The organism is Bosea sp. ANAM02 (assembly GCF_011764485.1).
Lineage (GTDB): Bacteria > Pseudomonadota > Alphaproteobacteria > Rhizobiales > Beijerinckiaceae > Allobosea.
Window position 1 is genome coordinate 1,985,100 of record NZ_AP022848.1, and the last position, 26,325, is coordinate 2,011,424.

At 67.6% G+C, this 26,325-nt stretch carries 23 protein-coding genes and 1 other RNA gene; 16 read left to right on the plus strand and 8 right to left on the minus strand.

Annotated features, from left to right (window positions below; all coding sequences use genetic code 11):
- Positions 1 to 80: 80 nt before the first annotated feature.
- The 5 genes from OCUBac02_RS09545 to OCUBac02_RS09565 form a co-directional block, all read right to left on the minus strand.
- A complete protein-coding gene (locus OCUBac02_RS09545; protein WP_173045199.1) occupies positions 81 to 1,313 on the minus strand; it encodes an ABC transporter permease in 1,233 nt (410 codons plus the stop codon).
- Entirely contained in the window at positions 1,310 to 2,059 is a 750-nt protein-coding gene (locus tag OCUBac02_RS09550) for an ABC transporter ATP-binding protein (RefSeq protein WP_173045201.1), read from the minus strand. Before OCUBac02_RS09550 ends, OCUBac02_RS09545 begins: the two co-directional genes overlap by 4 nt.
- Before the next feature lie 160 nt (positions 2,060 to 2,219).
- On the minus strand, positions 2,220 to 3,878 hold the full coding sequence (locus OCUBac02_RS09555; protein ID WP_173045203.1) for an efflux RND transporter periplasmic adaptor subunit: 1,659 nt from the start codon (positions 3,876 to 3,878) through the stop codon (positions 2,220 to 2,222).
- 107 nt (positions 3,879 to 3,985) lie between these two features.
- The gene (locus OCUBac02_RS09560) at positions 3,986 to 4,789 is read right to left on the minus strand and encodes an N-acetylmuramoyl-L-alanine amidase (RefSeq protein WP_173045205.1); all 804 of its coding nucleotides are present in this window, start codon (positions 4,787 to 4,789) and stop codon (positions 3,986 to 3,988) included.
- Between the two features lie 270 nt (positions 4,790 to 5,059).
- Positions 5,060 to 5,809 (minus strand): TerB family tellurite resistance protein, encoded by a 750-nt coding sequence (locus OCUBac02_RS09565; protein ID WP_173045207.1) that lies wholly within the window; start codon positions 5,807 to 5,809, stop codon positions 5,060 to 5,062.
- 408 nt (positions 5,810 to 6,217) lie between these two features.
- On the opposite strand from OCUBac02_RS09565, the gene OCUBac02_RS09570 reads away from it, so the two are divergent.
- Together OCUBac02_RS09570 and rnpB are read left to right on the plus strand one after the other, a co-directional pair.
- Positions 6,218 to 6,802 carry a lytic transglycosylase domain-containing protein gene (locus OCUBac02_RS09570; protein ID WP_173045209.1) on the plus strand — a complete coding sequence of 195 codons (585 nt, stop codon included), beginning with the start codon at positions 6,218 to 6,220 and terminating at the stop codon, positions 6,800 to 6,802.
- Positions 6,803 to 6,869: 67 nt separating this feature from the next.
- Positions 6,870 to 7,276: RNase P RNA component class A (gene rnpB / locus OCUBac02_RS09575), an RNA gene on the plus strand.
- Between the two features lie 181 nt (positions 7,277 to 7,457).
- Here the strand turns inward: rnpB and OCUBac02_RS09580 are convergent.
- The gene (locus OCUBac02_RS09580) at positions 7,458 to 7,880 is read right to left on the minus strand and encodes an organic hydroperoxide resistance protein (protein ID WP_047582264.1); all 423 of its coding nucleotides are present in this window, start codon (positions 7,878 to 7,880) and stop codon (positions 7,458 to 7,460) included.
- 150 nt (positions 7,881 to 8,030) lie between these two features.
- On the opposite strand from OCUBac02_RS09580, the gene OCUBac02_RS09585 reads away from it, so the two are divergent.
- From OCUBac02_RS09585 to murD, 9 genes are all read left to right on the plus strand, one after another.
- A complete protein-coding gene (locus OCUBac02_RS09585; protein WP_197933327.1) occupies positions 8,031 to 8,498 on the plus strand; it encodes a MarR family winged helix-turn-helix transcriptional regulator in 468 nt (155 codons plus the stop codon).
- A gap of 583 nt (positions 8,499 to 9,081) precedes the next feature.
- A complete protein-coding gene (locus tag OCUBac02_RS09590) occupies positions 9,082 to 9,558 on the plus strand; it encodes a division/cell wall cluster transcriptional repressor MraZ (RefSeq protein ID WP_047581965.1) in 477 nt (158 codons plus the stop codon).
- Positions 9,555 to 10,595 carry a 16S rRNA (cytosine(1402)-N(4))-methyltransferase RsmH gene (rsmH, locus tag OCUBac02_RS09595; protein ID WP_173045211.1) on the plus strand — a complete coding sequence of 347 codons (1,041 nt, stop codon included), beginning with the start codon at positions 9,555 to 9,557 and terminating at the stop codon, positions 10,593 to 10,595. Before OCUBac02_RS09590 ends, rsmH begins: the two co-directional genes overlap by 4 nt.
- Positions 10,596 to 10,597: 2 nt before the next feature.
- Positions 10,598 to 10,984, plus strand: coding sequence for a cell division protein FtsL (ftsL, locus tag OCUBac02_RS09600; RefSeq protein WP_173045213.1), 387 nt, complete (start codon positions 10,598 to 10,600; stop codon positions 10,982 to 10,984).
- Positions 10,981 to 12,759, plus strand: a complete 1,779-nt coding sequence (locus OCUBac02_RS09605) for a peptidoglycan D,D-transpeptidase FtsI family protein (RefSeq protein ID WP_173045215.1) — start codon at positions 10,981 to 10,983, stop codon at positions 12,757 to 12,759. Before ftsL ends, OCUBac02_RS09605 begins: the two co-directional genes overlap by 4 nt.
- A gap of 196 nt (positions 12,760 to 12,955) precedes the next feature.
- On the plus strand, positions 12,956 to 14,404 hold the full coding sequence (locus tag OCUBac02_RS09610; protein WP_173045217.1) for a UDP-N-acetylmuramoyl-L-alanyl-D-glutamate--2,6-diaminopimelate ligase: 1,449 nt from the start codon (positions 12,956 to 12,958) through the stop codon (positions 14,402 to 14,404).
- A 78-nt stretch (positions 14,405 to 14,482) separates the two neighbouring features.
- Positions 14,483 to 15,910, plus strand: coding sequence for a UDP-N-acetylmuramoylalanyl-D-glutamyl-2,6-diaminopimelate--D-alanyl-D-alanine ligase (locus tag OCUBac02_RS09615; protein ID WP_173045219.1), 1,428 nt, complete (start codon positions 14,483 to 14,485; stop codon positions 15,908 to 15,910).
- 134 nt (positions 15,911 to 16,044) lie between these two features.
- Complete coding sequence (gene mraY, locus OCUBac02_RS09620; protein WP_173045221.1) at positions 16,045 to 17,127, plus strand: phospho-N-acetylmuramoyl-pentapeptide-transferase; 1,083 nt, start codon at positions 16,045 to 16,047, stop codon at positions 17,125 to 17,127.
- 188 nt (positions 17,128 to 17,315) lie between these two features.
- Entirely contained in the window at positions 17,316 to 18,755 is a 1,440-nt protein-coding gene (gene murD, locus OCUBac02_RS09625) for a UDP-N-acetylmuramoyl-L-alanine--D-glutamate ligase (RefSeq protein WP_173045223.1), read from the plus strand.
- Between the two features lie 100 nt (positions 18,756 to 18,855).
- Here murD and OCUBac02_RS09630 read toward each other — a convergent pair whose 3' ends face one another.
- Positions 18,856 to 19,329, minus strand: a complete 474-nt coding sequence (locus OCUBac02_RS09630; RefSeq protein WP_197933347.1) for a VOC family protein — start codon at positions 19,327 to 19,329, stop codon at positions 18,856 to 18,858.
- A gap of 425 nt (positions 19,330 to 19,754) precedes the next feature.
- On the opposite strand from OCUBac02_RS09630, the gene OCUBac02_RS09635 reads away from it, so the two are divergent.
- The 4 genes from OCUBac02_RS09635 (at position 19,755) to murB (ending at position 24,664) form a co-directional block, all read left to right on the plus strand.
- Positions 19,755 to 20,879 carry an FtsW/RodA/SpoVE family cell cycle protein gene (locus OCUBac02_RS09635; protein ID WP_173045227.1) on the plus strand — a complete coding sequence of 375 codons (1,125 nt, stop codon included), beginning with the start codon at positions 19,755 to 19,757 and terminating at the stop codon, positions 20,877 to 20,879.
- A 4-nt stretch (positions 20,880 to 20,883) separates the two neighbouring features.
- Positions 20,884 to 21,975, plus strand: a complete 1,092-nt coding sequence (murG, locus tag OCUBac02_RS09640) for an undecaprenyldiphospho-muramoylpentapeptide beta-N-acetylglucosaminyltransferase (protein WP_173045229.1) — start codon at positions 20,884 to 20,886, stop codon at positions 21,973 to 21,975.
- A 178-nt stretch (positions 21,976 to 22,153) separates the two neighbouring features.
- Positions 22,154 to 23,560, plus strand: a complete 1,407-nt coding sequence (gene murC, locus OCUBac02_RS09645) for a UDP-N-acetylmuramate--L-alanine ligase (RefSeq protein ID WP_047580708.1) — start codon at positions 22,154 to 22,156, stop codon at positions 23,558 to 23,560.
- A 177-nt stretch (positions 23,561 to 23,737) separates the two neighbouring features.
- Positions 23,738 to 24,664, plus strand: coding sequence for a UDP-N-acetylmuramate dehydrogenase (gene murB, locus OCUBac02_RS09650; protein WP_047580706.1), 927 nt, complete (start codon positions 23,738 to 23,740; stop codon positions 24,662 to 24,664).
- Here murB and OCUBac02_RS09655 read toward each other — a convergent pair.
- Positions 24,639 to 25,526 carry an EamA family transporter gene (locus OCUBac02_RS09655; protein ID WP_173045231.1) on the minus strand — a complete coding sequence of 296 codons (888 nt, stop codon included), beginning with the start codon at positions 25,524 to 25,526 and terminating at the stop codon, positions 24,639 to 24,641. The two genes, murB and OCUBac02_RS09655, sit on opposite strands and share 26 nt — an antisense overlap.
- A 118-nt stretch (positions 25,527 to 25,644) precedes the next feature.
- Between OCUBac02_RS09655 and OCUBac02_RS09660 the strand changes: the two genes are divergently transcribed.
- Positions 25,645 to 26,142, plus strand: coding sequence for a MarR family winged helix-turn-helix transcriptional regulator (locus OCUBac02_RS09660; RefSeq protein WP_047580704.1), 498 nt, complete (start codon positions 25,645 to 25,647; stop codon positions 26,140 to 26,142).
- Positions 26,143 to 26,325: the final 183 nt, after the last annotated feature.

The window sequence follows — 26,325 nt, forward strand, 5'->3', positions numbered from 1 at the left end:
CCGCCTCCTGACTGCCTCAAGGGCAGCCTAGGGCCGGTCGGGTTAAGCGACCCTTGCGCGCGGCCGGAAAATCCGCCGCCTCACTCGCGCCGGAGCGCCTCGATCGGATCAAGCCTGGCCGCCCGGCGCGCCGGGTAGAAGCCGAAGAACACGCCGATCAGCCCGGAGACGCCGACCGCGATCAGGATCGTCTCGAGCGAGATCACCGAAGGCCAGCCGGCGACATGGGCGATGGTCAGCGCCGCCGCGATGCCGAGCCCGACGCCGACCGCGCCGCCGATCGTGGCGAGCGTCGTCGCCTCGATCAGGAACTGGGTCAGCACGGCGCTCTGGCGGGCGCCGACCGCGAGTCTCAAGCCGATCTCGCGGGTGCGCTCGGTCACCGAGACCAGCATGATGTTCATGATGCCGATGCCACCGACGAGCAACGAGACGGCTGCGACCGCGGCCAGCAGCCAGGAGAGGGTGTTGGCGGCGGCGGTCGCGGTATTGGCGATCTCGGTGAGGTTGCGGACGATGAAATCGTCCTCCTGATCCTCCATCAGTCGGTGGCGCTGGCGCAGCAGGGCGGTGACCTCGGCGATGCCCGGCGCGATCGCTTCCTCGCTGGCGAACTTGACCATGATGCTCTGGACCGAGCGGTCGCGGGCATAGTTGCGCCCGACGATGCGACGCCGGCCGGTGTCGAGCGGCACGAAGATGACGTCGTCCTGGTCCTGCCCCAGCGCCGACTGCCCCTTGGGCGCCATCACGCCGATGACCTTGAAGGGCACGTTGCGGATGCGGAACTGCTGGTCGAGCGGGTTTTCCTCGCCGAAGAGGTTGCGCGCGACCGTCTGGCCGATCACGGCGACGATCTCGCCCTTGCGCAGTTCCTCGGGCTCGAACAGGCGGCCTGATCCGATCTCCCATTCGCGGGCGGTGAAGAAATCGAGATCGGTGGCGGTGATCTGGGTCGACCAGTTGGTGCCGGCATAGACCGCCTGCGCGCGGGTGACGAGGACGGGCGCGGCAGCGGTGACGTCCTCGACCTCGCGCAGGATCGCGGCCGCATCCTCGTCGGTGAGGGTGGAAGAGGCGCCGGCGCCGAGCCTGACGCCGCCCTGCGTGACGTTGCCGGACTGGATGATGGCGAGATTGGCGCCGAGCGACTTGATCTGGCCGGTGACGCGCGCCCGGGCGCCGGAGCCGATCGCAACCATGGCGATGACGGCGGCGACGCCGATGATGATGCCGAGCATCGTCAGGGCCGAGCGCAAGGCATTGGCGCCGATGGCCGAGAGGGCAGAGCGGATCGCTTCCAGAAGGCTCATGCGGCGGCCTCCGGCAGGCCGATGCCGACGTCGAAAGCGGCAAGCGCGGCGCGGGCGTCGGCGGGCTCCTGCCGGAGATCGCTGAGCAGGTGGCCGTCGCGGAAGCGGATCAGGCGCCTGGCATGGCGGGCGACCTCGGCGTCATGCGTGACGAGGACGACGGTGACGCCCTCGCGGTTCAGGTCCTGGAAGAGCGCGAGGATTTCCAGTGCGGTGCGGCTGTCGAGCGCGCCGGTCGGCTCGTCGGCGAGCAGGAGGCGCGGCTGGTTGACCAGCGCGCGGGCGATGGCGACGCGCTGCTGCTGGCCGCCGGAGAGCTGCATCGGGCGGTGATGGGCGCGCTCGGCGAGACCGACGCGGGCAAGCGCCGCAAGCGCGCGCCGCTTGCGCTCGGCGCGGGCGACGCCGGCATAGACCATCGGCAATTCGACATTGGCGCAGGCATCGATGCGCGGCAGCAGGTTGAACTGCTGGAAGACGAAGCCGAGCTTGCGGTTGCGCAACTCGGCGAGACCGTCGCCGGACAGCGTCTCGACCGCGACGCCGTCGAGCACGTAATGGCCGCCGCTCGGCCGGTCGAGGCAGCCGATCAGGTTCATGAAGGTCGACTTGCCCGAGCCGGACGGCCCCATCACCGCGACGAGATCGCCGGCCTCGATCGCCAGCGACACCCGGTCCAGCGCCGTGACGCGGCCGGAATCGAGGTCGTAGACGCGGGAGAGGTCGCGGGTTTCGATTAGGGGCATGGCATGTGTTCCGTCTTCCGAGACGAAGCCTCACCGTCATGCTCGCCCTTGTGGCGAGCATCCACGTCTTGAACACTGCGCTTCATCCACGGAGACGTGGATGGTCGGGACAAGCCCGACCATGACGTCGAGCGCTCGGCTCGGTCCTGGTGCCCGCTCATCAGAACAGCCGCGGCCCGCGGGGGCGGGGGGCGGCCGGCTCGGGTGCGGTCGTCAGGCGCGGGCCGCCGCCGGTCACGACCTGGACGCCGTCCTTGACCTCGCCGCCGAGCAGTTCGGTGAAGGCGCCGTCGGTGGGGCCGAGCATCACCGGGACCGGCTTGGGCTGGCCGGTTTCGTCGAGGATGTAGACGCGGCCGGGCACACCCTGGCGCGGCGCCCCGCGGCCCTCCTGCATGATCGCCTCGAACTTGGCGCGACGCTCGGGATCGAGCACGGCGCCGATCTTCTTGACGATTTCGCCCCGCGCCGTGCGGAAGGCGGCGCGCCGCTCCTCTGGTGACAAGCCCGCCATGGCTTCGCGATTGCTGCGACGCTCCCTCAGGATCCCCGCGATCGCCTGCTTCTGCTCGGGCGTCGGCTGCAACTCGGTCTCGATGCGCTCGCGCAGCGCATTGGCGGCGCGCGGGCCGCGCTCGCCGGCATCCGGGAGCGCCACGGGGCCGCTGCCTGCCGCAGTCGGGGCGCCCGCCGCACCGACGGGGCGGAAGCGCAGGGCGGCATTGGGTATGCGAAGCGCATCCGGCCGGTCCTCGGTCACGACCTGGAGATTGGCGGTCATGCCCGGCAGGAGCGCCATGTCGCGGTTTTCGACGCGGATGATGCCGGTATAGGTCACGACGTTCTGGATGGTCTGGGCGCCGAGCCGGACCATCTCGACCCGGCCCTGGAAATTGCGATTGGGATAGGCGTTGACGGTGAAGGAGACCGGCTGACCGGGCTTCAGCCGCCCGACATCGGCCTCGTCGATATTGGCGTAGATGTCGATGATGCGCAGGTCCTGCGCGATCTGGAACAGGGTCGGCGCCGAAAGCGAGGCAGCGACCGTCTGTCCGAGATCGACCTGGCGCTGGACGACGACGCCGTCGACCGGCGAGCGGATCTGCGTGCGTTCGAGATCAATCAGGATGTCGCGAAGCTTGGCGTCGCGGGCTGCGATCACCGCCCGGCCGGACTGAACCTGCCCCTCGGCGAGCTGGATATCGGCATCGAGCCCCTTGAGCTCGGCGCGGGCGGAGGCGAGCTGGGCCTCGTTCGAGGCGAGCGAAGCCGTCTGGACCTCGACCTGCGTGCGGGCCGTGTCGAGGTTCTGCTGCGAGCCGGTGCTGCGGTTGAAGAGCTGCTCCTGCCGCTCGAAGGTGCGCTTCGCATCGGCGAGCTGGGCGGAGGTGCGGGCGCGCTGGGCCTCGATATCGCGGATGGTGGAATCCGCCTTGATGCGGGCGGCGCGGGCGCGTTCCAACTGGGCGGTCTTGACGACGAGATCGGCCCTGGCCTGCTCGAGATCGGCCTGGGCGGCGTCGCGGCGCGTGCGGATCTGGTCGCTCTGCAGGCGGGCTACGACCTGGCCGGCCTTCACCTGCGAATTATAATCGGCGAGAACCTCGACGATCTGGCCGGAGAGCTGCGAGCCGACGAGGACGGTGGTGACCGGCGTCAGCGTGCCGGTGGCGCGCACGGCAGCGGTGATGCGGCCCCGGTCGAGCGTTGCGGTGCGATAGGGCGGCTCATTGGCATTGCCGCCGGCCGGGCGCAGCGCCCAATAGCCGCCGGCCGCCGCAAGCACGATCAGCCCGGTTCCGATCAGCCATCTGCGCAAGGTCGTTTCCCCGTCCCAGCCGCGCCTGAGCGCGAGCGGTAGAGAGCTTGCCAGAAAGCGGGCCGTCCGGCGAGTTAACTTCCTGCAATCTTTGACTTAGCCAGACTTCAGGCCGTGCGGCTCGCTTGCGTCGCGGCGAGCAGGTCGCGCAGCGTCGTGATCGTCGAGGAATCGGCGACGCCGTCGACCTTCTCCGGGCGCCAGTGGCGCTGGAAGGCGGCGACGACCGCCTCCAACTTCTCGTCGAAGACGCCGTCGACGGTGACGCCGTAGCCGAGCATGGCGAACATCGCCTGCAGGGCCTCGACCGGCTGGCCGCTCTCGCCACGGGCGAGGAAGCGTCCGCCGCGGATCGGGGCCGGTTCCGTCCAGAGGCCGACGCCCGCCTCGGCAAAGCGGCGCCACGGGAATTTCTCGCCGGGATCGATCTTGCGGCCCGGCGCGATGTCGGAATGGGCGAGCACGCGCTCAGGGGGGATGGACCAGCGCTCGCAGATGTCGCGGCAGAGGTTGAGCGTCGCCGCGATCTGCTCTTCGGGATAGTCGGGCAGGCCGCCGGGGTGGCCGGGATTGGCGATCTCGATGCCGATCGAACAGGAGTTGATGTCGGTCTCGCCGGCCCAGTGCGAGGCGCCGGCATGCCAGGCGCGGCGGCCTTCCGGCACGAGCTGGAGCGTGTGGCCGTTCTCGAAGACGAAATAATGCGAGGAGACCTGCGCCACCGGGTTGCAGAGCCATTGCAGCGCTTCGCCCGCGACCGGCATGCCGGTGTAGTGCAGGATCAGCATGTCCGGCCGGCGGCCGGGCGTCCCGTCCGCGTGCTTGCGCTCGCCATGGTTCGGCGAGGGAAAGACCTTCGCGGCGAAGCGGCTGTCGGGGGTGGCTGTATCGTGGGGCGATGTGTCGATCATGGGCTCGGCTGTAGCCTAGATTTGGAGAAGGATCGAACCCCGCCGTCATTCCGGGGCAGGCCGCAGGCCTGAGCCTGGAACCCATGAACACGACGCTTATCGCGTCATGGTCGGGCTTGTCCCGACCATCCACGTCTTCGCTGGTCGAAAGCCGTGTCCACGACGTGGATGCTCGCCACAAGGGCGAGCATGACGGGGCTGGAGCGGCGTCGCGTTCATGGGTCCGGACTCTTCGCTGGCGCGAAGCCCCGGAATGACAGAGCGCGGATCTCAAGCCGGCTCGGGTGCGAGGCTGCGGCTCATGCCGCGTTCCTTCTGGATCGCGTCCCAGGCAGCGTTGATGGCAGCGATCCGGCGCGTCGCGATGGCGATCGCCTCCTCGGGCAGGCCCCGGGCGATCTCGCGATCGGGATGGGTCTCGGCGACGAGGCGCCGGTAATGCCGCTTGAGCTCGGCGTCGTTCATCTCGCGGCTGGCGCCGAGCACGAGATAGGGATCGTCCGGCCGGCGGGCGTGGCGGGCCTCGATCCGGGCGAAGTCCGTCTCGGCGATGCCGAAAATGCCGGCGACGGCCTGGAGATAGGCGTGCTCGGCCTCGTGGATCGCGCCATCGGCGGCGGCGATCAGGAACAGGCCGTCGAGCACGTCCTCCAGCAGGGCAGGCTCGTCCTTGAAGGCGCCTGCGATCTGGGTGGCATAGGCCTCGAAGCCGGCGCTGGTCTGCTTGGCGAGATCGAACAGGGCCTCGATGCGCTGCTGCTGGTCGGGCGGGACCTCGACGATGCGGCGGAAGGCGGTGACCTCGTCGCAGGTCACGACGCCGTCCGAGCGCGCCATCTTGGCGGCGAGCGCGACGAGGCCGGTGGTGAAGACCAGCTCGCGCGGGGCCGGGCCGAAGGGCGCGCCCTCGCGATCGACCAGGACATGGCCGGCGAGCGCGCCGACGAGAGCGCCGAGCGGGCCACCGATCACGAGCCCGAGCCCGCCGCCGCCCAGAGCGCCCCAGAAAGAGGAAGCCATCACAAAACCGATCCCGGTGAATCCGAATGCGCGGATGATGGGAGAAGGGGGCTTGCCCGCGCAAGAGCGCCCGGTGCGACGGCCTGCCGCGCCAAAAATGCACATCCATCCGGGAATGAGGCCGAAATGCGGCAGTTGATTCGCCTGCTTGATTCGCGTCCAGGGGCGGGAAGCCGGCGAAGTTTTTCGAGCGAGCGAATACATATGAATACTGAATAGTTAAATATAGAATAAATTCCTGTTTACGCTCATTGTTGTATGTTTTTCTATCAGATATGCCAGATTATCGACACATTCGGCCATCAGTTGAGCGCCCCCATCGGCCAGTCATGGCTCAATGGGGTTCAATTCGACATGCGATATATCTGTGGTGGTCTCGCGGCTGCGTGCCTGATTAGCCTCTCCGGGATGGCCCTGGCCGAGGATTTCGTCAACGCGGAAACGGACCCCAGAGCTATCGTTCGCCGCGACGCCGAGATCGCCCGCGCCAAGGCTGCGGAGAGCAAGGGCGAGGACGTCCAGGCCGAGGCGCCCAAGGCGAAGCCTGCGCCCCGCGCCGCCAAGGTCGAGACCGAAAAGCACGAGGCCCGCTCCAGCCGCGCGCTCGCCGCTCCGGCCGGGGCCGAGGGTATCAAGGCGATCGTCGCGCGACATGCCGCCGCCAATGGCGTGCCTTTCTCGCTCGCCGATGCGGTCGTGCGCGTCGAAAGCCGCTACAATCCGCGCGCCTCGCATGCCGGCAATTACGGACTGATGCAGATTCGCCATCAGACGGCGCGCGGCATGGGCTATTCCGGCGGTGCCGGCGGGCTGCTCGATGCCGAGACCAATGCGCGCTACGGCATGAAGTACCTGGCTATGGCTTACAAGCTCGCCGGCGGCGACACCTGCCGCACCGTCATGAAATATCAGAGCGGCCATATGGCGACCCGGATGAGCGGTGCCAACCGCGCCTATTGCGCCAAGGTGCGCACGATCACCGCCCGCAACTGATCGAACTCGGAGACTCTGGACACGGTTCCGCTTGACGCCGGGCGCGCCAGCGCGCATCTCCCCCTCGCCAGTCGGCCGGACGGCCGCTCTCGCTCGCGAGGGAGGAAAGTCCGGGCTCCACGGAAACACGGTGCCGGATAACGTCCGGCGGGGGCGACCCCAGGGAAAGCGCCACAGAGATCGAACCGCCCTGCGCTGGAGAGCTTCGGCTTTTCCGGCAGGGTAAGGGTGAAAAGGTGCGGTAAGAGCGCACCGCGGATCCGGCAACGGGGACGGCATGGCAAGCCCCACCGGGAGCAAAACCGAATAGGGACGATGCTGCCCGCGCGAGCGGGCAGGGGCAGGTTTCTGTGCCTTGTCGTCCGGGTTGGTTGCTCGAGGCGCGCAGCAATGCGCGTCCCAGAGGAATGGCCGTCACGTCGGGGGAGCGATCCTCCGGCCATCCAGAACCCGGCTTACAGGCCGACTGGCGCTTGATGCCCGCATATTCTACTCCAGCGGGCATCTGAAGCGATCACCTGCGCTTCCGGTGCTCACGGACCATTGTCCGCTCCGCCCCGGTTCTCGGCGACCGCTCCAGCTACTGCGCTGGAGCGAATTTTCGAGCATCAAGCCCGCAAATGCCGGCTGGATCGGTCTTTCAGGCGAGGCGGCCTCAGGCCACCGCCGTCTCGACCGGGATGTTGCCCTTCGTCGCGTGCGAATAGGGGCAGACGACATGGGCCTTCGCGACGAGGTCCTCGACCGCGGCCTTGTCGAGGCCGGGCACCGAGACCGTCAGCCTGGCGGTGATGCCGAAGCCCTGGCCGTCGTCGCGGGCGCCGATGCCAATATCGGCCGAGACCTTCGCGTCATCCGGGATCTTCACCTTCTCCTTGCCGGCGACGAACTTCAGCGCGCCGAGGAAGCAGGCCGAGTAGCCCATGGCGAAAAGCTGCTCGGGATTGGTGCCTTCGCCGCCGCCGCCGCCGAGTTCCTTTGGGGTGTTCAGCACGAGCTTGACGTTGCCGGTATCGGTCGCGGCCTGGCCTTCGCGGCCGCCGGTGGCGGAACCATGGGCGGTGTAGAGCGTCTTCATGATCGGGTTTCCTTCCTTGAGTGAAGCGATGCTTGTCATATAGATTGTGTGCAATTAGATTGTCAACAATTAATTTGAGCAAGGCGGAGAGCGGTTGATTGTGCGGCCGCTTTCGGCTTTCCGTGAAGCAGGGTGATCGGCGAGGGCGCGATGGCGAAGCAGGACAGAGCCGGGGAGGGCATGCCGCGTCTGGAGCAGCAGCTCTGCTTCGCGATCTATCAGGTCGGGCATGCCTTCAACCGGGCCTACCGCCCGATCCTGGCCACGCTCGGGCTGACCTATCCGCAATATCTCGTGATGCTCGTGCTCTGGGAACAGGACGAGCTGACGGTGAAGGAGTTGGGCGAGCGCCTGATGCTCGATTCCGGCACCCTGACACCGCTGCTGAAGCGGCTCGAAACCTCCGGCCTGATCCGGCGCGAGCGCGATGCCCGCGACGAGCGGCAGGTGCGCATCCATCTCGCCGAGAAGGGCGAGGGGCTGCGCGAGCAGGGGCGCTGCGTACAGGACGCGGTCGGTGAAGCGCTCGGCGGCACGGCCGGGGAGGCGGGGCGGTTGCGCGATCAGCTCGGGCTCGTCCGCGATGCGCTGCTGGCGTCGGCGCGCGACGAGGGCTGATGGCGGCTGTTCTGCCGTAGCCGCCACGGTTGTCATTCCGGGGCTTCGCGCAGCGAAGAGCCCGGAATCCAGAACCGATGCGGTTTCCGGGAAAAACACGGTCGGGCGGGGGCTCATATTTGTCAGGGCATGGTTCTGGATTCCGGGCTCAGGCCTACGGCCTGCCCCGGAATGACAGGGGCATGTGGCCTTGAGCTGTGTCTATTCGGCGCCGCCCTCCAGCTCGCCGAAAATAACGACGCGCTTTCGTAAAAATTTTTCGCAGCGCTGATCCGTCTTCCCGCCTGCCCACGGGGCCGGGCGGCGCCGAATTGCGCGTGCTTACGGATACTTAACCTTAACGAGCTGTGATGGCGGAGAGTTCCCGCAGGTGCGTCGTTGCGCCCGCGATTCCATTGACGCCCATATAGGCCCATGCTATCCCAAATCATCCCGTCGAAGCCGGCAGGCAAATCAAGGGTCAGGCTCCGTGTGCCGCGCGGAATTTGGCTCGCTGGCCTGCCTTGCCCGCCTCGACGGGGGGACTTTTCGCCGCTCGCCCATCTCAGCGGTGGCGCCTTGCAGAGCAGGCCGGGAGGCGGCGTTGACGGACCGCTTCGTCTCGAATTTCACGAACCGGCTCGACGCCAAGGGGCGTGTCTCCATTCCCTCGAGTTTCCGGTCGGTCCTGGCGAAGGACGGCTACGAGGGGCTCTATGTCCATCAGGGGCTCGACCTGCCGGCGCTGGATGCCGGCGGCAACGCGCTGCGTTCCACGATCGACGACATCCTCGCGCGCTTCTCGCCGTTCTCGGACGAGTGGGAATTGCTCTCGACGGCGCTGAACGGCACCTCGGAGGTGCTGAAGATCGACACGGAGGGGCGCATGGTGCTGAGCGAGGCGCTGAAGGCGCATGCCGGCATCGGCGACGCCGTGACCTTCGTCGGCCATGGCCACAAGTTCCAGATCTGGGAGCCGGAGCGGTTCCGCGCGCATCTCGACGCGGCGCGGACGCGCCTGCGCGACGTGAAGCGCACGCTGGGCAGCCTGGCGATTCCAACGGGAGGCTCGGGCACATGACGGACCATGGCGACCGTTCCGGCGGAGCCATTGGCGGACCGGTTCGTCATGTGCCCGTGCTGCTCGCCGAGGTTCGGGCCGCGCTCGCGCCGCAGGCTGGCGGGCGCTATCTCGACGGCACCTTCGGGGCAGGGGGCTATTCGCGCGCGATCCTCGAGGCCGCGCCGGACGCGATCCTGCTCGGGCTCGACCGCGATCCGAGCGCGATCGCCGGCGGGGCCGATCTCGTCGCGGCGATGGCCGGGCGCCTGACGCTGTCGCAGGCCAATTTCGGCGAGCTGGCCGAGGAGGCGGAGCGCTTCAGGATGGCGCCGCTCGACGGCATCGTGCTCGATATCGGCGTGTCGTCCATGCAGATCGATCAGGCGGAGCGGGGCTTTTCGTTCCGCTTCGACGGGCCGCTCGACATGCGCATGAGCAGCGCCGGGCAGAGCGCCGCCGACCTCGTCAACGAGGCCGAGGAAGGGCTGCTCGCCAATATCTTCTACCATTACGGCGAGGAGCGCCGCTCGCGCGCCGTCGCCCGGGCCGTGATCGAGGCCCGCCGCAAGGCGCCGATCGCCACCACCAAGCAACTGGCCGATCTCGTCGCCGGCATCGTGCGCGGCGAGCCCGGCGGGGCGCATCCGGCGACGCGGGTGTTCCAGGCCCTGCGCATCGCGGTCAATGACGAGCTGGGCGAGCTGGTCCGGGCGCTGCATGCGGCCGAGACCGTGCTGAAGCCTGGCGGGCGGCTGGTCGTCGTGACCTTCCATTCGCTCGAAGACCGCATCGTCAAGCAGTTCTTCGCCGAGCGTTCCGGCCGGGTGCCGGCCGGCTCGCGCCATGCGCCGGCGGTTGCCGCCGCACAGGCGACCTTCAGGCTGGTCGAGAAGGGTGCCGTCGCGCCGTCCGAGGCCGAGATGCGGGCCAATCCGCGGGCGCGCTCGGCCAAGCTGCGTGCCGCTGAGCGCAATGACGCGCCGTCGCGCCGGGCCGATGCCGGGCTCGTCGCGCTCTCCACCGTCCCCGACCCGCAGCCGCGCCGGAGATCCTGAGCGTGATCAAGCTCCTGCATATCGTCGCCATCGGCGCGCTGGTCTCCTCGGCGGTCTATGCCTATTCGATCAAGTACGAGACGACGCTGGCGACCGAGCATCTCCAGAAGCTCAAGTCCAAGACCCAGCGAGAGCGGGACGCGATCCAGGTGCTCAAGGCCGAGTGGCAGTTCCTGAACCGACCGGACCGCATCCAGATGCTGGCGGAGCGGCATCTCGACCTGCAACCCTTCGTCGTGACGCAGGTGGTCAAGCCGTCCGACATCCCGAATCGCGGCCCCAAGGTCGACGCCATCGGCCGCAAGCTCGAAGATCTCGGGTTGGGCCTGCCGACCGAGACGCCGCGCAACACCAAGGCAGGCGCGACGACGCCGGGAGCCATGCCATGACCCGCTCGATCGATCAGGAGGTCCCGGTGGAAGAGCAGGCGGGGCCGGAGAAGATCGCCGTCAAGCCCGGGCGCCTGGCCTGGCTGCGCGACGTCTTCCGCATGAGCGGCGAGAAGAGCGAGCCGCGCGTCGGCCTCGTCATCCTCGGCTTCTCGGCGCTGTTCCTCGCGATCACCGGCCGGCTGATCTATCTCGGCATCGCGCCGAACGAGCAGGTGGGCCTGCGCCGCGCCACCTCCAACGCCATCTCCGCGGCACGGCCCGACATCGTCGACCGCAACGGCGAGGTGATGGCGACCGATATCCGCACGGTCTCGGTCTTCGCCGAGCCGCGCCGCATCCTCGACAAGGACGAGGCGACCGAATTGCTGACGGCCGTGCTGCCGGATCTCGACGCCAAGGATCTGCGCGACAAGCTCGGCACCAAGAAGGGCTTCGTCTGGGTCAAGCGCGAGATCACGCCGCGCCAGCAGGCGGAAGTCCACCGGCTCGGCATCCCCGGCGTCGGCTTCGTGCCCGAGAACAAGCGCGTCTATCCCAACGGCAATGCCGCAGCCCATGTGCTCGGCTTCGCCAATATCGACAATGTCGGCATCGCCGGCATCGAGAAATACATCGACTCGCAAGGGTTGCAGGACCTGAACGGCGCGGGGCTGGCGACCGAGGCGTCCGACCTCAAGCCGGTGAAACTCTCGATCGACCTGCGCGTCCAGCATCTCCTGCGCGACGAATTGTCGAAGGGACTCGAGCGCTTCAAGGCCATCGCCGCCGCCGGCGCGATCATGGACGTGAATACCGGCGAGGTGATCGCCCTCGTCTCGCTGCCCGATTTCGATCCCGGCAACCCGGTCGACGCGCTGGAGAAGGACCGCATCAACCGGATGAATGTCGGCGTCTACGAGATGGGCTCCACCTTCAAGGCGCTGACCATCGCGATGGCGCTGGATTCCGGCAAGGCCAACATCAATTCGAGCTATTCGACCGCAGGCGGCATGATGCGGTTCGGCCGGCAGGTCATCAAGGAATACCACGGCACCGGCCGGACGCTGACCGTGCCGGAGGTCTTCCTGCATTCGTCGAACATGGGCTCGATCAAGATGGCGCTGGCCGTCGGCGTCGAGGGCCACAAGGCCTTCCTCAAGAAGATGATGCAGCTCGACCGGATGACGACCGAGCTGCCGGAAAGCGCCGCCCCGATCGTTCCGCAGCGCTGGGGCGAGATCAACACCGCGACCATCGCCTTCGGCCACGGCCTCGCCGTTGCGCCGCTGCAGGCGCTTGCGGCCGTCGCCGCGCTGGTCAATGGCGGCTACCTGATGAAGCCGACCTTCCTGAAGCGCAGCGAGGAAGAAGCCCGACAGGTCGCGACGCGGGTCATCAAGCCCGAGACCTCCGAGGCGATGCGCTTCATCATGCGGCTCAACGGCGAGAAGGGCTCGGCCCGCAAGGCCAATGTCGAAGGCTATTTCGTCGGCGGCAAGACCGGCACGGCCGAGAAGGTCATCAACGGCCGCTATGCCAAGAACAAGAATTTCACGACCTTCACGGCGATCGCGCCCTCCGACAAGCCCAAATATCTCTTCCTCGCGATCTATGACGAGCCGAAGGGCTATGCCGAGAGCGGCGGCTACTCGACCGCGGCCTGGAATGCCGGCGTCACCACGGGCAAGGTGATCGAGCGCGCAGCGCCGATCCTGGGTCTCAACCCGCGCTTCGACCCGCCGCCGTCGCCCTTCCCGCTGATGGCGCGGCTGGGCGCCTGGGGTTCGCGGTAGAGAGGACACGAGCCGGGCTTGACGACACCGCCACCGCACCGTCATTCCGGGGCAGGCCGCAGGCCTGAGCCCGGAACCCAGACCCACAGGACGATCAGGATCAGCCGGTGCGTTTCAACATCTCACGGAATCGGTTCTGGATTCCGGGCTCTTCGCTGACGCGAAGCCCCGGAATGACGAAGAGGGCGCGGTCTCGATGACGTGGCAACTTAACGACCTCTTCCCGGAGCTTTTCGATGCCGAGGCCGCCAGCCAGCCGGTGCATGGCGTCGCCTTCGACAGCCGCAAGGTGACAGGCGACGACGTCTTCGTCGCGCTCGCCGGTGCCAGGGCCGATGGGGCGCGCTTCATCATGGATGCGGTCGGGCATGGCGCGGTCGCGATCGTCTCTGGGGGCCAGCGTCCGGCCGACCTGCCGGCCGGCGTCGCCTTCGCGCAGGTCGACGATCCCCGCCGCGCGCTGGCGCTGGCGGCGGCGAAAATCCATCCGCGCCAGCCGAAGACCATCGTCGCGGTGACCGGCACCAGCGGCAAATCCTCGGTGGCGGATTTCACCCGCCAGATCTTCCAGGCGCTCGGCCATGAATCGGCGAGCGTCGGCACGATCGGCGTCGTCACCAGCAAGGGGGCCGATTACGGCTCGCTGACGACGCCGGACCCGCTCTCGCTGCACGCTTCCTTCGACAGGCTTGCGGGCGACGGCGTCACGCATCTCGCCATGGAAGCCTCCTCGCATGGGCTCGACCAGCGCCGCCTCGACGGCGTGCGATTGAGCGCCGGGGCCTTCCTCAATCTCGGGCGCGACCATCTCGATTATCATCCGAGCGTGGAGGACTATCTCGCCGCGAAGCTCAGGCTCTGGGAGCTGCTGCCGGACGGCGCGCCGGTCGTGATCAACCGCGACGAGCCCTATGCGGAGGAAGCGGCGCAGGCTGCTGCCAAGGCCGGGCATCCGATCATCGGCATCGGCCGCAAGGGCGAGACGCTGACCTTGCTGCGCAACGAGCGCGATGGCTTCTCGCAGCGGCTGACGGTGGGTTTCGACGGGCAGGAGCTTGCCGTCGCCTTGCCGCTCGTCGGCGATTTCATGGCCGGCAATGCGCTGGTCGCAGCCGGGCTCGCCATCGCGACCGGCGAGGACAAGGCTGCTTCGCTCAAGGCGATTTCCGGCTTGAAGGGCGTCGCCGGACGGCTGGAACGCGTCGGCGAGGGCAATGGCGGGCTCGTCGTCGTCGATTACGCCCATAAGCCCGATGCGCTCGCGGCCGTGCTGACGACGCTGAGGCCCTATGCGACCGGGCGCCTGATCTGCGTCTTCGGCTGCGGCGGCGACCGCGACAAGGGCAAGCGGCCGCTGATGGGCGCGATCGCGGCCGAGAAGGCCGATATCGCCATCGTCACCGACGACAATCCGCGCAGCGAGGACCCGGCGGCGATCCGGGCCGAGATCATGGCCGCTTCGCCCAGGCTCCAGGAGATCGGCGACCGCGAGGAAGCGATCAACGCGGCCGTGAAGATGCTGAAGCCTGGGGATTTGCTGGTCGTGGCCGGAAAAGGCCATGAATCCGGCCAGATCATCGGCGACCGGACGCTGCCCTTCTCGGACCATGACGTGGTCCGCAAGGCGCTGAAGCATGGGAGCTAGTCCCATGCTTCAGGTTTTGATTCTGCGCGAATTCTTATCGCCCTATCGGGCGGAAAGCGCGCTGTCGGAGATCACGAGATGAGCGCCCCGCTCTGGACCGGAGACAAGCTGATCGCGGCGCTGGGAGCGCGGCCCGAAGGTGCCGTGCCGCCGATCGTGACCGGCGCATCGATCGACACTCGCACGCTGGAGCCGGGCGACGTCTTCTTCGCCATCACCGGCGAGGCGCGCAACGGGCATGATTTCGTCAAGGGCGCGCTCGACAAGGGCGCGGCGCTCGCCGTGGTCGACGAGGCGCATGCGGCTCAGTTCGAAGGCGTGGGCGCACTCGCCATCGTGCCGGATGTGCTGAAGGCGATGGAGCATGCGGGCACCGCGCGCCGCGCCGAGCTCAAGGCAGGGGTCGTCGCGGTCACCGGCTCGGTCGGCAAGACCGGCACCAAGGAGGCCTTGCGCCTCGTGCTTTCGCGCCAGGGCAAGACCCATGCGCCGGTCGCGTCCTACAACAACCATTGGGGCGTGCCGCTGACGCTGGTCCGCACCCCCGCTGACGTCGCCTATGGCGTCTACGAGATCGGCATGAACAGCCCCGGCGAGATCGTGCCGCTGGCGCGGATGGTGCGTCCGCAGGTCGCCATCGTCACCACGATCCAGCCCGTGCATCTCGCCGCCTTCGCCTCGCTCGAAGGGATCGCCGAGGAGAAGGCGGGTGTTTACTGGGAGCTGGAGAAGGGCGGCACGGCGATCATCAATGCCGATATCCCGCAATCCGAACTGCTGCGCGACATTGCGAAATCCGGCCCGGCCGGGCGGATCATCACCTTCGGCGAAAGCCCCGATGCCGATGTGAAGCTGGTCTCCTGTGCGCTGAAGCCCGACATGTCGACGGTGGAGGCCCGCGTCTGCGGCGAGCCGGTGACCTATCGCCTGGGCAGCCCCGGCAAGCATATCGTGCTGAACTCGCTCGCGGTGCTCGCCGCCGTGCACGCGCTCGGCGCCGATCTTGCGCTCTCGGCGCTGGCGCTGGGCGATCTCACGCCGCCGGCCGGGCGCGGGGCGCGGCAGGTGCTGCAGGCGCCGGGCGGCCGGATCACGCTGCTCGACGAGAGCTATAACGGCAATCCCGCCTCGATGCGCGCCGCGATCGAGAATCTCGGCCGCCTGCCGGTCGAGGGCCGGGGCCGCCGCATCGCCGTGCTCGGCGACATGCTGGAGCTCGGGCCGACCGGTCCGGAACTGCATCGAGGCCTCGCCGAGCCGCTGGTTTCGAACGGGATCGACAAGGTCTTCACCTGCGGCCCGCTGATGAAAGGGCTGCATGAGAGCTTGCCTTCCGCCATGCGGGGGGCTTATGCCGCAACCGCGAGCGAGCTGGAGCCGCTCGTGCTCGATGCGATTCGCGGCGGCGACACCGTCACGGTCAAGGGATCGCTGGGCACGCGCATGGGTCCGATCGTCAAGGCGATCCTCGCGCGCTTTCCTGCCGTGCCTGCCGAAGACCGATAGACAAGAGTGGGATGCGAAAAAGTGGAAACCGGTTTTTCGCGCCAATCCCACTCTCTCCTTTTGGAATCGATCACGTCTTATGATCTTGGATCGATCCGATCCAAGATCATCGTGATCTAAGAGAACCAAGCAGCATGCTCGTCTGGCTCGCCGACTTCGCCGGCACCTTCCCGGTGCTGAACGTCTTCCGCTACATCACCTTCCGCGCAGGCGGGGCGACCGCGACGGCGCTGCTCTTCGTCTTCTTCTTCGGGCCCTCGGCGATTTCCTGGCTGCGGATCAAGCAGGGCAAGGGTCAGCCGATCCGTACCGACGGGCCGGAATCGCATCTCGCCAAGCGCGGTACGCCGACCATGGGCGGGCTGATGATCCTGACCGGGTTGTTCGTCGCGGTGCTGCTCTGGGGCAACCTGCGCAACCCCTATGTCTGGATCGTGCTGGGCGTCACCGCGGCCTATGGCGCGATCGGCTTCTATGACGACTATCTCAAGGTCACCAAGCAGTCGCACAAGGGCTTCTCGGGCAAGGCGCGCATTTCGATCGAGGTCGTGGTCGCGCTGATCGCCTGCTATTTCATCATGCAGACGCAGCCGCCGGCGATCGGATCCGGCTTCGCGATGCCCTTCCTCAAGGAAGCGATCATCCCGCTCGGCATCCTGTTCCCGCTGGTCACCGCCTTCGTCGTGGTCGGCGCCGGCAATTCGGTGAACCTGACCGACGGTCTGGACGGCCTCGCCATCGTGCCTGTGATGATCGCGGCCGGCACCTTCGGCTTCATCTCCTATCTCGTCGGCAACGCGATCTTCGCCAACTACCTGCAGATTCATCACATCCCCGGCGCGGGCGAGCTCGCGGTGATCTGCGGCGCGGTCATCGGCGCCGGTCTCGGCTTCCTCTGGTTCAACGCGCCGCCGGCCCAGATCTTCATGGGCGATACCGGCTCGCTCGGCCTCGGCGGCCTGCTCGGCACCATCGCGGTCGCGACCAAGCACGAGATCGTGCTCGCCATCGTCGGCGGGCTGTTCGTGGTCGAGGCGCTCTCGGTGATCATCCAGGTCTTCGTGTTCAAGCGCACGGGCAAGCGCGTCTTCCTGATGGCGCCGATCCACCACCATTTCGAGAAGCTGGGCTGGACCGAGCCGCAGGTCGTGATCCGCTTCTGGATCATCTCGGTCGTTCTGGCGCTGGTCGGCCTCGCCACGCTGAAGCTGCGCTGAGCGATGCCTTTGGCCACCCGAACCACCACGTCATTCCGGGGCGGGCCGCAGGCCCGAGCCCGGAACCCAGAACCGATGCCGTTCGTCGGAGAGGCGGTCGGAGCCAGGTGCCTTGTGGACATGCCGCATCGGTTCTGGGTTCCGGGCTCAAGCGCTGCGCGCTTGCCCCGGAATGACGGGGGAGTTCGATGACACCGGTCACCGTTTTCGCCGGGCGCAAGGTCGCCCTGTTCGGCCTCGGCGGCTCGGGGCTTGCGACGGCGCGCGCGCTCAAGGCGGGCGGCGCGGAGGTCGCGGCCTGGGACGACAACGAGAGGAGCCGCGAGAAGGCTGCTGCCGAGGGCATCGCCGTCGCCGATCTGGCGAATACCGACTGGTCCGGTTTCGCGGCCTTCGTGCTCTCGCCCGGCGTGCCGCTGACCCATCCCGAGCCGCATTGGACCGTCGGCAAGGCCAAGGCTGCCGGCGTCGCGATCATCGGCGATGTCGAACTGTTCTTCCTCGAAAGGGCCAAGGTCGCGCCGGGCTCCCCGGTCGTCTGCATCACCGGCACCAACGGCAAATCGACCACGACCGCACTGATCTCGCATGTGCTGAAGGAAGCCGGCCGCGACGTGCAGATGGGCGGCAATATCGGCACCGCCGTGCTGGCGCTGGAGCCGCCCTCTGCGAACCGCATCCATGTCATCGAGTGCTCGAGCTACCAGATCGATCTCGCGCCCTCGCTTGCGCCCACTGTCGGCATCCAGATGAACCTGACGCCGGATCATCTCGACCGGCACGGCTCGCTGGAGAATTATGCGGCGATCAAGGAGCGGCTGGTCGCGGCGGCCGATATCGCGGTCGTCGGCGTCGACGACGACGCCTCGAAGCAGATGGCGCGTCGTCGCGCCGCCGGAGGCCGCCCGCTGGTCAGGATCAGCGGCGAGCAGCCGCTCGACGAGGGCGTCTTCGCCGGCGTCACCGCCAATCAGGGCCGGCTCGATACGCGCATCGTCGAAGTGAAGGACGGCAAGCCGCGCGTCGTCGCCAACCTTGCCGGGATCGGTAGCTTGCGCGGCTCGCATAATGCGCAGAACGCGGCGGCGGCCCTCGCCGCCTGCTCGGCGCTAGGCCTCACCGCCGACGAGATCGCGGCGGGTTTCAAGACCTATCCGGGCCTGGCGCATCGGATGGAGGAACTCGGGCGGATCGGCCGCGTCGTCTTCATCAACGATTCAAAGGCGACCAATGCCGACTCGACCGAGAAGGCGCTGACCTCTTTCCACGGCATCTTCTGGATCCTCGGCGGCAAGGCCAAGGAGGGCGGCATCGAGTCACTCCGCCGCTATTTCCCGAACATCGCCCGTGCCTATCTGATCGGCGCGGCCAGCGATCTCTTCGCCGCGACCTTCGACGATGACGGGCGCGTCGCCTACGAGCGCAGCGTCACGCTCGACAAGGCGGTGGCGGATGCCACGCGCGACGCGCAGGCGGCGCCGGGCGAGGGCGAGATCGCGGTGCTGCTCTCGCCGGCCTGCGCCTCGTTCGACCAGTTCCCGAATTTCGAGGTGCGCGGCGACGCGTTCCGCAAACTGGTCGCGGAATTGCCGGGCTTCGAGCCTTTTGGTGGCAGGCGGCAGGGGTAGCTACTGCGCGACCTTGTCATTCCGGGTTCTTCGCTCCGCGAAGCCCCGGAATGACAAGGGTGGTGCGAAAACCGCTGCGAATCCGTAACGGCTCTGCGTCTCAGCCGCGCCGCGCCGCCTCGATCGCGGCGACGTCGATCTTGCCCATATCCAGCATGGCGGTGAAGGCGCGCCTTCCCTCGTCGCCGCCGGCAGCGAGGGCTTCGGTCAACACGCGTGGCGTGATCTGCCAGGAGACGCCCCATCTATCCTTGCACCAGCCACAGGCGCTTTCCTGCCCGCCATTGCCGACGATGGCGTTCCAGTAGCGATCCGTCTCCTCCTGATCCTCGGTGGCGATCTGGAAGGAGAAGGCCTCCGTCTGCTTGAACATCGGTCCGCCATTGAGGCCGAGGCAGGGGATGCCGAGCACCGTGAACGTCACGGTCAGCACCTCGCCGGCCTTGCCGGACGGGAAATCGGTCGGCGCGTGGAAGACCTCGCTCACCGCGCTGTCGGGAAATATCTCGGCATAGAAGCGGGCGGCGGCCTCGGCATCCTTGTCGTACCACAGGCAGATCGTGTTCCTGGCGATGGCCATCGTCAGTCCTTTCGCTGTCGAAACGGGTGCGGGATGCAACTCCCGTCATCGACACGTCAATGCGTGTCAGGAGCCGCCCCTTCATCTGATCGGCGGCACGAGTCCGATTTGAGGCGAGAGGGGCATCCAAGTCGTGACGAGCCCTACGCCGCTGTGGATCGCGATGCTCCGGCGCTGCCGATCCGGCGCATCGGAATCAATCGGTTAACCATTCATTGACAGAGTGATTCGTCGGCGAGGTCTACCGATCTCCGCCACCGAGCCCTCATCCTGAGGAGCAGGCGAAGCTTGCGTCTCGAAGGATGCTCCAGATGTCTCCGGAGCGTTCCGGAGCATCCTTCGAGACGCGATCCAGCGGATCGCTCCTCAGGATGAGGGCTCGCCTTAGCTGGCGAAATGCCGATCGATGGAGCCAAGTCATGGTCTCGCGCGCGGAACCTTCTCTCAGCGGCCGCTGGTGGTGGTCGATCGATCGCTTCATCCTGACCGCACTCGTCGCCCTGATGGTCTCGGGCGTCGTGCTGCTGATGGCGGGCGGGCCGCCGGTGGCCGAGCGGCTCGGCCTCTCGACCTTCCATTTCGTCAACCGGCAGGCGGCCTATCTCGCCGGCGCGATGGTGATCTTCCTCGGCGTTTCCTTGATGACGCCGCGCCAGGTCCGGCGCGCTGCGCTGCTGATCTATTTCGGCTCGCTCGTGATGGTGGTGGCGACGCTCTATTTCGGCGTCGAGGTGAAAGGCGCCAAGCGTTGGCTGACGCTCGGGCCGCTCGGCTCGGTGCAGCCCTCCGAATTCCTGAAGCCCGCCTTCGTGGTGATGGCCGCCTGGGCCTTCGCCGAGGGAACGCGCCGGCCGGACCTGCCGGGCACGATCCTGGCGTTGCTGCTCCTGCCGATCACCATCGTGCCGCTCGTGCTGCAACCCGATTTCGGCCAGACCATGCTGGTCAGCCTGGTCTGGTGCGGCCTGTTCTTCGTTGCCGGCCTGCACTGGTTCTGGGTGATCGGGCTCGGCGGCGTCGGCGCCGTCGGCATCTTCGTCGCCTATGAACTCGTGCCGCACGTCCGGGCCCGCATCGAGCGCTTCATGGACAAGGGCTCGGGCGACTCGTTCCAGGTCGATACGGCGCTGGAGAGCTTCGCGCAGGGCGGCTGGCTCGGCAAAGGCCCGGGCGAGGGCACGGTGAAGCGCATCCTGCCCGACGCCCATACCGACTTCATCTTCGCGGTCACGGCCGAGGAGTTCGGCATCGTGGTCTGCATGCTGCTGGTCGCGCTCTTCGCGATCATCGTGATCCGGGCGCTGTTCGTGGCGCAGAAGTCGGAGGATCCGTTCATCCGCCTGGCCGTCACGGGCCTGGCCCTGCTCTTCGGCATCCAGGCGGCGATCAACATGATGGTCAACCTGCACATGATGCCGGCCAAGGGCATGACGCTGCCGTTCATCTCCTATGGCGGCTCCTCGCTGCTCTCGCTCGCGGTCGGAACGGGATTCCTGCTGGCGCTGACGCGGCGGCGGCCACGCTCCACCGATTTCGGGCGCTGAGCCGATGGGCAAGCTGGTCATGCTGGCGGCCGGGGGAACCGGCGGCCATCTCTTCCCGGCCGAGGCCTTGAGCCATGCGCTCCATGCCAAGGGCATGCGCGTCGTGCTGATGACCGATACGCGCGCCGCCGAGTTCGCCGGCAGTTTCCCGGCCGAGGCGGTGCATGCGGTGCCGGCGGCGACGCCGTCCGGCCGCTCGCCCCTGCAGAAGGCCAAGGCGCTCTTCGCCATCGCCAAGGGCACCTTCGCGGCGCGGCGGATCATCGGGCAGGTGAAGCCCGCCGTCGTCGTCGGCTTCGGCGGCTATCCGACGGTGCCGCCGGTGCTGGGCGCCTCGCTTGCGGGGGTGAAGACCCTGATCCACGAGCAGAACGCCGTGATCGGCCGGGCCAACCGCTTTCTCGCCGGCCGCGCCGACGTGATCGCGACCGGCTTCGCCAAGGTCGGCGGGCTCACCGAGGCGCAGCAGGCCAAGTGCCGCCATGTCGGCAATCCCGTGCGCCCCGCCGTGATCGAGGCGTCGGGCCACGACTATGAAGGGCCGGGCGAGGGCAGGATCAGGCTCCTCGTCTTCGGCGGCAGCCAGGGCGCGCGCATCATGGCCGATATCGTGCCGCCGGCGATCGAGCTCCTGACCGGGGCCGAGCGGGCGCGCCTGAGCATCGTCCAGCAGGCCCGTGCCGAGGACGACGCGCGCGTGCGCGGCATCTATGAGACGCTCGGCATCCAGGCGACGGTCGCTCCCTTCTTCAAGGACCTGCCGGCGCAGATGGCAGCGGCGCAGCTCGTCATCGCGCGCTCCGGTGCCTCGACGGTCGCGGAACTCACCGTGATCGGCCGGCCGGCGCTGCTGGTGCCGCTGCCGGGCTCGCTCGACCAGGATCAGGCGGCGAACGCGGCCTTCCTCGAAGGGGTGGGCGGCGCGACCCGCATCCTCCAGCCCGACTTCACGCCGCGCCATCTTGCTGCCGAATTGTCCAAGCTGATCGCGCAGCCCGCGCACTTGACGACGATGGCGGCAAACGCGAAGAGCGCCGGCATCCCCGACGCCGCCGACCGCCTGGCCGATCTCGTGATCGAAACCGCCGGGCGGTGAATGAGTATGGGATGGATCAAAGAAGCGGCGTCATCCCGGGCGACCGCAGGGAGACCCGGGATCCATTCCGGAACCTCTCTCGGACAAGCTCCGGAATGGATCCCGGATCTCCGCTTCGCTACGTCCGGGATGACGGCGTAGTTCCATATGAATTGTTGAAGACCAAGGACGTGACACCATGAAGCTGCCGCCGAAGCTCGGCTCCATCCATTTCGTCGGCATTGGCGGCATCGGCATGTCCGGCATCGCCGAGGTCCTGCACAATCTCGGCTACAAGGTGCAGGGCTCGGACGCGTCCGACGGCGCCAACGTCAAGCGCCTCGCCGACAAGGGCATCACCACCTTCGTCGGCCACAAGGCGGAGAATCTCGGCGAGGCCGAGGTCGTCGTGGTCTCTACCGCGATCAAGCGCGACAATCCCGAGCTACTCGCTGCCCGCGAAAAGCGCCTGCCGGTGGTGCGTCGCGCCGAGATGCTGGCCGAATTGATGCGCCTGAAGAGCTGCGTCGCGATCGCCGGCACCCATGGCAAGACGACCACGACCTCGCTGGTCGCGACCCTGCTGGAGAAGGGCGGGCTCGACCCGACCGTGATCAATGGCGGCATCATCAATGCCTATGGCACCAATGCCCGCATGGGCGAGAGCGACTGGATGGTGGTCGAGGCCGACGAGTCCGACGGCACCTTCCTGAAGCTGCCCGCCGACGTCGCGATCGTCACCAATATCGATCCCGAGCATCTCGACCATTTCGGCACGTTCGACGCGATCAAGGCGGCCTTCCGCTCCTTCGTCGAGAACCTGCCGTTCTACGGCTTCGCGGTGATGTGCATCGACCATCCGACGGTGCAGGGGCTGGTCGGCCAGATCACCGACCGCCGCGTCGTCACCTATGGCGAGAACCCCCAGGCCGATTTCCGCCTGATCGACATCGACCTCTCGGGCGGGCAGGCCAAGTTCACGCTCCTGATCCGCGACCGCAAGACCGGCCGCGACGAGGTGATCCGCGATCTCGTGATGCCGATGCCGGGCCATCACAACGCGCTCAATGCGACCGCCGCGATCGCCGTCGCCTATGATCTCGGCATCCCGGTCGAGCGCATCCGCGAGGCGCTGGCCGGCTTCGGCGGTGTCAAGCGCCGCTTCACCAAGACCGGCGAATGGAACGGCGCGCTGATCTTCGACGATTACGGCCACCATCCGGTCGAGATCGCCGCCGTGCTCAAGGCTGCGCGCGCCTCGACCAGAAACAAGGTGATCGCGATCGTGCAGCCGCATCGCTACACCCGCCTGTCGAGCCTGTTCGACGATTTCGCCGCCTGCTTCAACGATGCCGACACGGTGATCGTGGCCGATACCTATGCGGCCGGCGAGGCGCCGATCGCCGGGGCCGACCGCGATTCGCTGGTCGCCGGCATCAAGGCCCGCGGCCATCGCCATGCGCTGCCGCTGGAAGCTTCCGACAAACTCGCCGGGATGGTGGCGGAGCTGGCGGGGCCGGGCGACTACGTCGTCTGCCTCGGCGCCGGCAACATCACGCAATGGGCCTACGCGCTGCCGGGGGAACTGGCGGCGTTGAAGGGGTGAGCTGTCTCTCCGACAACGCGCCGTCATGCTCGGGCTTGACCCGAGCATCTCTGCTCGAAAGAGGTGCCTTATCCTGCCCGAGATTCTCGGGTCTGCGCTGCGCTCCGCCCGAGAATGACGGCCTGCTATACCCGGCGAGCGTTTCCGTCCGCGATCAACATGTTCTAAAGCGACGCCATGCCCTTCGCAGACCTTTCCTCCGACATCCGCGCCTCGGCTCCCGATCTGCGGGGCCGGCTTCTCGCCAATCAGGAGCTTTCGGGCCTGACCTGGTTCCGCGTCGGCGGCCCGGCGCAGATCCTGTTCACGCCGGCCGATGACGAGGACCTCGCCTATCTCCTGTCGAAGCTGCCGGAGGACGTTCCGGTCACGGTGATCGGCCTCGGCTCCAACCTGATCGTGCGCGATGGCGGAATTCCCGGCGTCGTGGTCCGGCTCGGCGGCAGGGCTTTCGGCGAGATCGCTGTCGAGAGTGGAGACCGGCTGCGTGCCGGTACGGCGGTGCCGGACGTCAAGGTGGCGCGGGCGGCCGCGGATGCCTCGCTCGACGGATTGGCCTTCTATCGCGGCATTCCCGGCTCGATCGGCGGGGCGCTGCGCATGAATGCCGGCGCCCATGGCGGCGAGACCACCGACGTGCTGGTCTCGGCACGCGGCGTCACCCGCAAGGGCGAGATCGTGACCCTCTCCCATGCCGAGATGGGCTTCACCTATCGCAACAGCGCGGCCTCGACCCGCGACATCATCTTCACCTCGGCGCTGTTCCAGGGCCGGCCGGGCGATCAGGCCGAAATCCTCGCCGAGATGGACCGGGTGACGCAGGCGCGCGAGGCGGCCCAGCCGATCAAGGAGCGCACCGGCGGCTCGACCTTCAAGAATCCCGAGGGTGGCAAAGCCTGGAAATTGATCGACGCTGCCGGCTGCCGTGGCCTGCGCGTCGGCGGAGCGCAGGTCTCGGAGATGCACTGCAACTTCCTGATCAACACCGGCGGTGCGACGGCTGCCGATGTCGAGGGGCTGGGCGAGGAGGTCCGCCGCCGGGTCAAGGAGAATTCCGGCTTCGAGCTCCAATGGGAGATCAAGCGGCTCGGGGTTGCGGCGTAGCGGCGACCGTCGAGGCGCGGCGGCGTGATAGGATCATGCCGACAATCGTCGATCCTAAGACGATCGCGATGCCCAGGAACTGCAGCGGGCTCAGCCATTCGCCCAGCAGCAGGGCGCCCAGAATCGTCGCCATGGTCGGGCTGAGCAGCCCGAGGAAGGCGACGCCGGCGCCGAGCGTCGTGATGCCCCTGATCCAGAGCCAGTAGGTCAGGGCCGTGCCGACCAGCACGAGATAGGTCAGGCCGATCCCGTTCAGGGCGCTCGGCATCGGCGGCGCGCCTTCGACGATGAGCGCGACTGGCAGCAGGATCAGTCCGCCGAGCGTGAGCTGCCAGGCCGCGATCGCGAGCGGCGAGCCCATCTTGCCCCAGCGCTCGATCAGTACGGTTCCCGTCGCCATCGAGGCGGCGCTGGCGAGACCGGCGATGATGCCGAGCGTATCGGGCTTGGCATGCGGATCGAGCACCAAGAGCGCGACGCCGACGAGGCCGGCGAGGGCGGCCACGATCTGGCCGCGGCCCGGACGCCGGCCGAGCAGGGGCCAGGCGAGCAGGCCGACGATCAAAGGCTGGGTCGAGCCGACGGTCGCGGCGAGGCCACCGGGCAGGCGCGCTGCGCTGACGAAAAGCAGGGCGAAGAAGATGCCGATATTGGCGAGGCCCAGCGCCGCCAATGGCAGGAGCTTGTCGCGCGGCGGCAGGCCGGGGCCGAGCGCCATCAAAAGCAATCCGGCGGGCAGGGCCCGCAGCGCGCCGACGAGGAGCGGATGATCGACCGGCAGCGTCTGGGTGAAGATGACGTAGGTCGTGCCCCAGATGCAGGGCACGAGGATCGTGGTCAGCAAGGTCCGGTTCACCGGCATGTCGGTCTCCGCTCGCGCATCGCGCTTGGCTCGCTTCGGCGCGGCTGCTAGATTGGTTTGATGAAAGATAATTCGATATCAAATTATCTGACGTGAAGTTACTTGGCAAGGAGCCGGAATGAGTCAAGAGCGAGTCGGGGTTCAGGGTGGGCCGATGGATTCGATCCTGGCGCAGTGGCGGCGGGAGCGGCCGGACCTCGACACGAGCGTCATGGCGGTCTGCGGCGATCTCTGGCGCGCGGCGGACCGGGTGCGCGACGGCGTTGCCGCCAATCTTGCCGGCGACGATCTCGATTTCGCGGGTTTCGACGTGCTCCTGACCCTGCGCCGGCAGGGCAAGGGGCAGGCGCTTTCGCCCTCCGGGCTGGCGCAGGACATGATGATTTCGACCGCGGCGATGACCAACCGGCTCGACCGCCTGCAGAAGCGCGGGCTGATCGAGCGGCAGGCCGATCCGGCCGACCGCCGGGCGCTGCGGATCGTGCTGACCGAGGCCGGCTTCGCGCTGGCCGACCGGATCGTCGTCGGCCATGTCGCTGCCGAGGAGCGGCTGATGAGCGCGCTTTCGGGGGAGGAGCGGGCGGAGCTCAGGCGGCTGCTCGCGAAGATCGGCTAGCGGCTGCCGATTCTCCTGTGATCCATACCGTCATACCGGGCTTGACCCGGGATTCATGCCTGAGGGTTGCTCATTCAGGTTCAGGCATGGAACCCGGCTCTTCGCTTCGCTCCGGCCGGGATGACCCGCGTTTCCTTGAAAACACGAAGCACTCGGGACCATCGACAATGGAGTTTGCAGGGC

Excerpts from the sequence above, each read along its gene's own strand:
- murB (WP_047580706.1), top strand. The coding sequence starts at position 23,738 with ATGCCCTTCGCAGACCTTTCCTCCGACATCCGCGCCTCGGCTCCCGAT.
- OCUBac02_RS09635 (WP_173045227.1), top strand. The coding sequence starts at position 19,755 with ATGGTCTCGCGCGCGGAACCTTCTCTCAGCGGCCGCTGGTGGTGGTCG.
- murC (WP_047580708.1), top strand. The coding sequence starts at position 22,154 with ATGAAGCTGCCGCCGAAGCTCGGCTCCATCCATTTCGTCGGCATTGGC.
- OCUBac02_RS09545 (WP_173045199.1), bottom strand. The coding sequence starts at position 1,313 with ATGAGCCTTCTGGAAGCGATCCGCTCTGCCCTCTCGGCCATCGGCGCC.
- OCUBac02_RS09585 (WP_197933327.1), top strand. The coding sequence starts at position 8,031 with ATGGCGAAGCAGGACAGAGCCGGGGAGGGCATGCCGCGTCTGGAGCAG.
- OCUBac02_RS09550 (WP_173045201.1), bottom strand. The coding sequence starts at position 2,059 with ATGCCCCTAATCGAAACCCGCGACCTCTCCCGCGTCTACGACCTCGAT.
- murD (WP_173045223.1), top strand. The coding sequence starts at position 17,316 with ATGACACCGGTCACCGTTTTCGCCGGGCGCAAGGTCGCCCTGTTCGGC.
- OCUBac02_RS09615 (WP_173045219.1), top strand. The coding sequence starts at position 14,483 with ATGAGCGCCCCGCTCTGGACCGGAGACAAGCTGATCGCGGCGCTGGGA.
- murG (WP_173045229.1), top strand. The coding sequence starts at position 20,884 with ATGGGCAAGCTGGTCATGCTGGCGGCCGGGGGAACCGGCGGCCATCTC.
- OCUBac02_RS09565 (WP_173045207.1), bottom strand. The coding sequence starts at position 5,809 with ATGGCTTCCTCTTTCTGGGGCGCTCTGGGCGGCGGCGGGCTCGGGCTC.
- OCUBac02_RS09580 (WP_047582264.1), bottom strand. The coding sequence starts at position 7,880 with ATGAAGACGCTCTACACCGCCCATGGTTCCGCCACCGGCGGCCGCGAA.
- rsmH (WP_173045211.1), top strand. The coding sequence starts at position 9,555 with ATGACGGACCATGGCGACCGTTCCGGCGGAGCCATTGGCGGACCGGTT.
- OCUBac02_RS09655 (WP_173045231.1), bottom strand. The coding sequence starts at position 25,526 with ATGCCGGTGAACCGGACCTTGCTGACCACGATCCTCGTGCCCTGCATC.
- mraY (WP_173045221.1), top strand. The coding sequence starts at position 16,045 with ATGCTCGTCTGGCTCGCCGACTTCGCCGGCACCTTCCCGGTGCTGAAC.
- OCUBac02_RS09560 (WP_173045205.1), bottom strand. The coding sequence starts at position 4,789 with ATGATCGACACATCGCCCCACGATACAGCCACCCCCGACAGCCGCTTC.
- OCUBac02_RS09660 (WP_047580704.1), top strand. The coding sequence starts at position 25,645 with ATGAGTCAAGAGCGAGTCGGGGTTCAGGGTGGGCCGATGGATTCGATC.
- OCUBac02_RS09605 (WP_173045215.1), top strand. The coding sequence starts at position 10,981 with ATGACCCGCTCGATCGATCAGGAGGTCCCGGTGGAAGAGCAGGCGGGG.
- OCUBac02_RS09570 (WP_173045209.1), top strand. The coding sequence starts at position 6,218 with ATGGCCCTGGCCGAGGATTTCGTCAACGCGGAAACGGACCCCAGAGCT.
- OCUBac02_RS09610 (WP_173045217.1), top strand. The coding sequence starts at position 12,956 with ATGACGTGGCAACTTAACGACCTCTTCCCGGAGCTTTTCGATGCCGAG.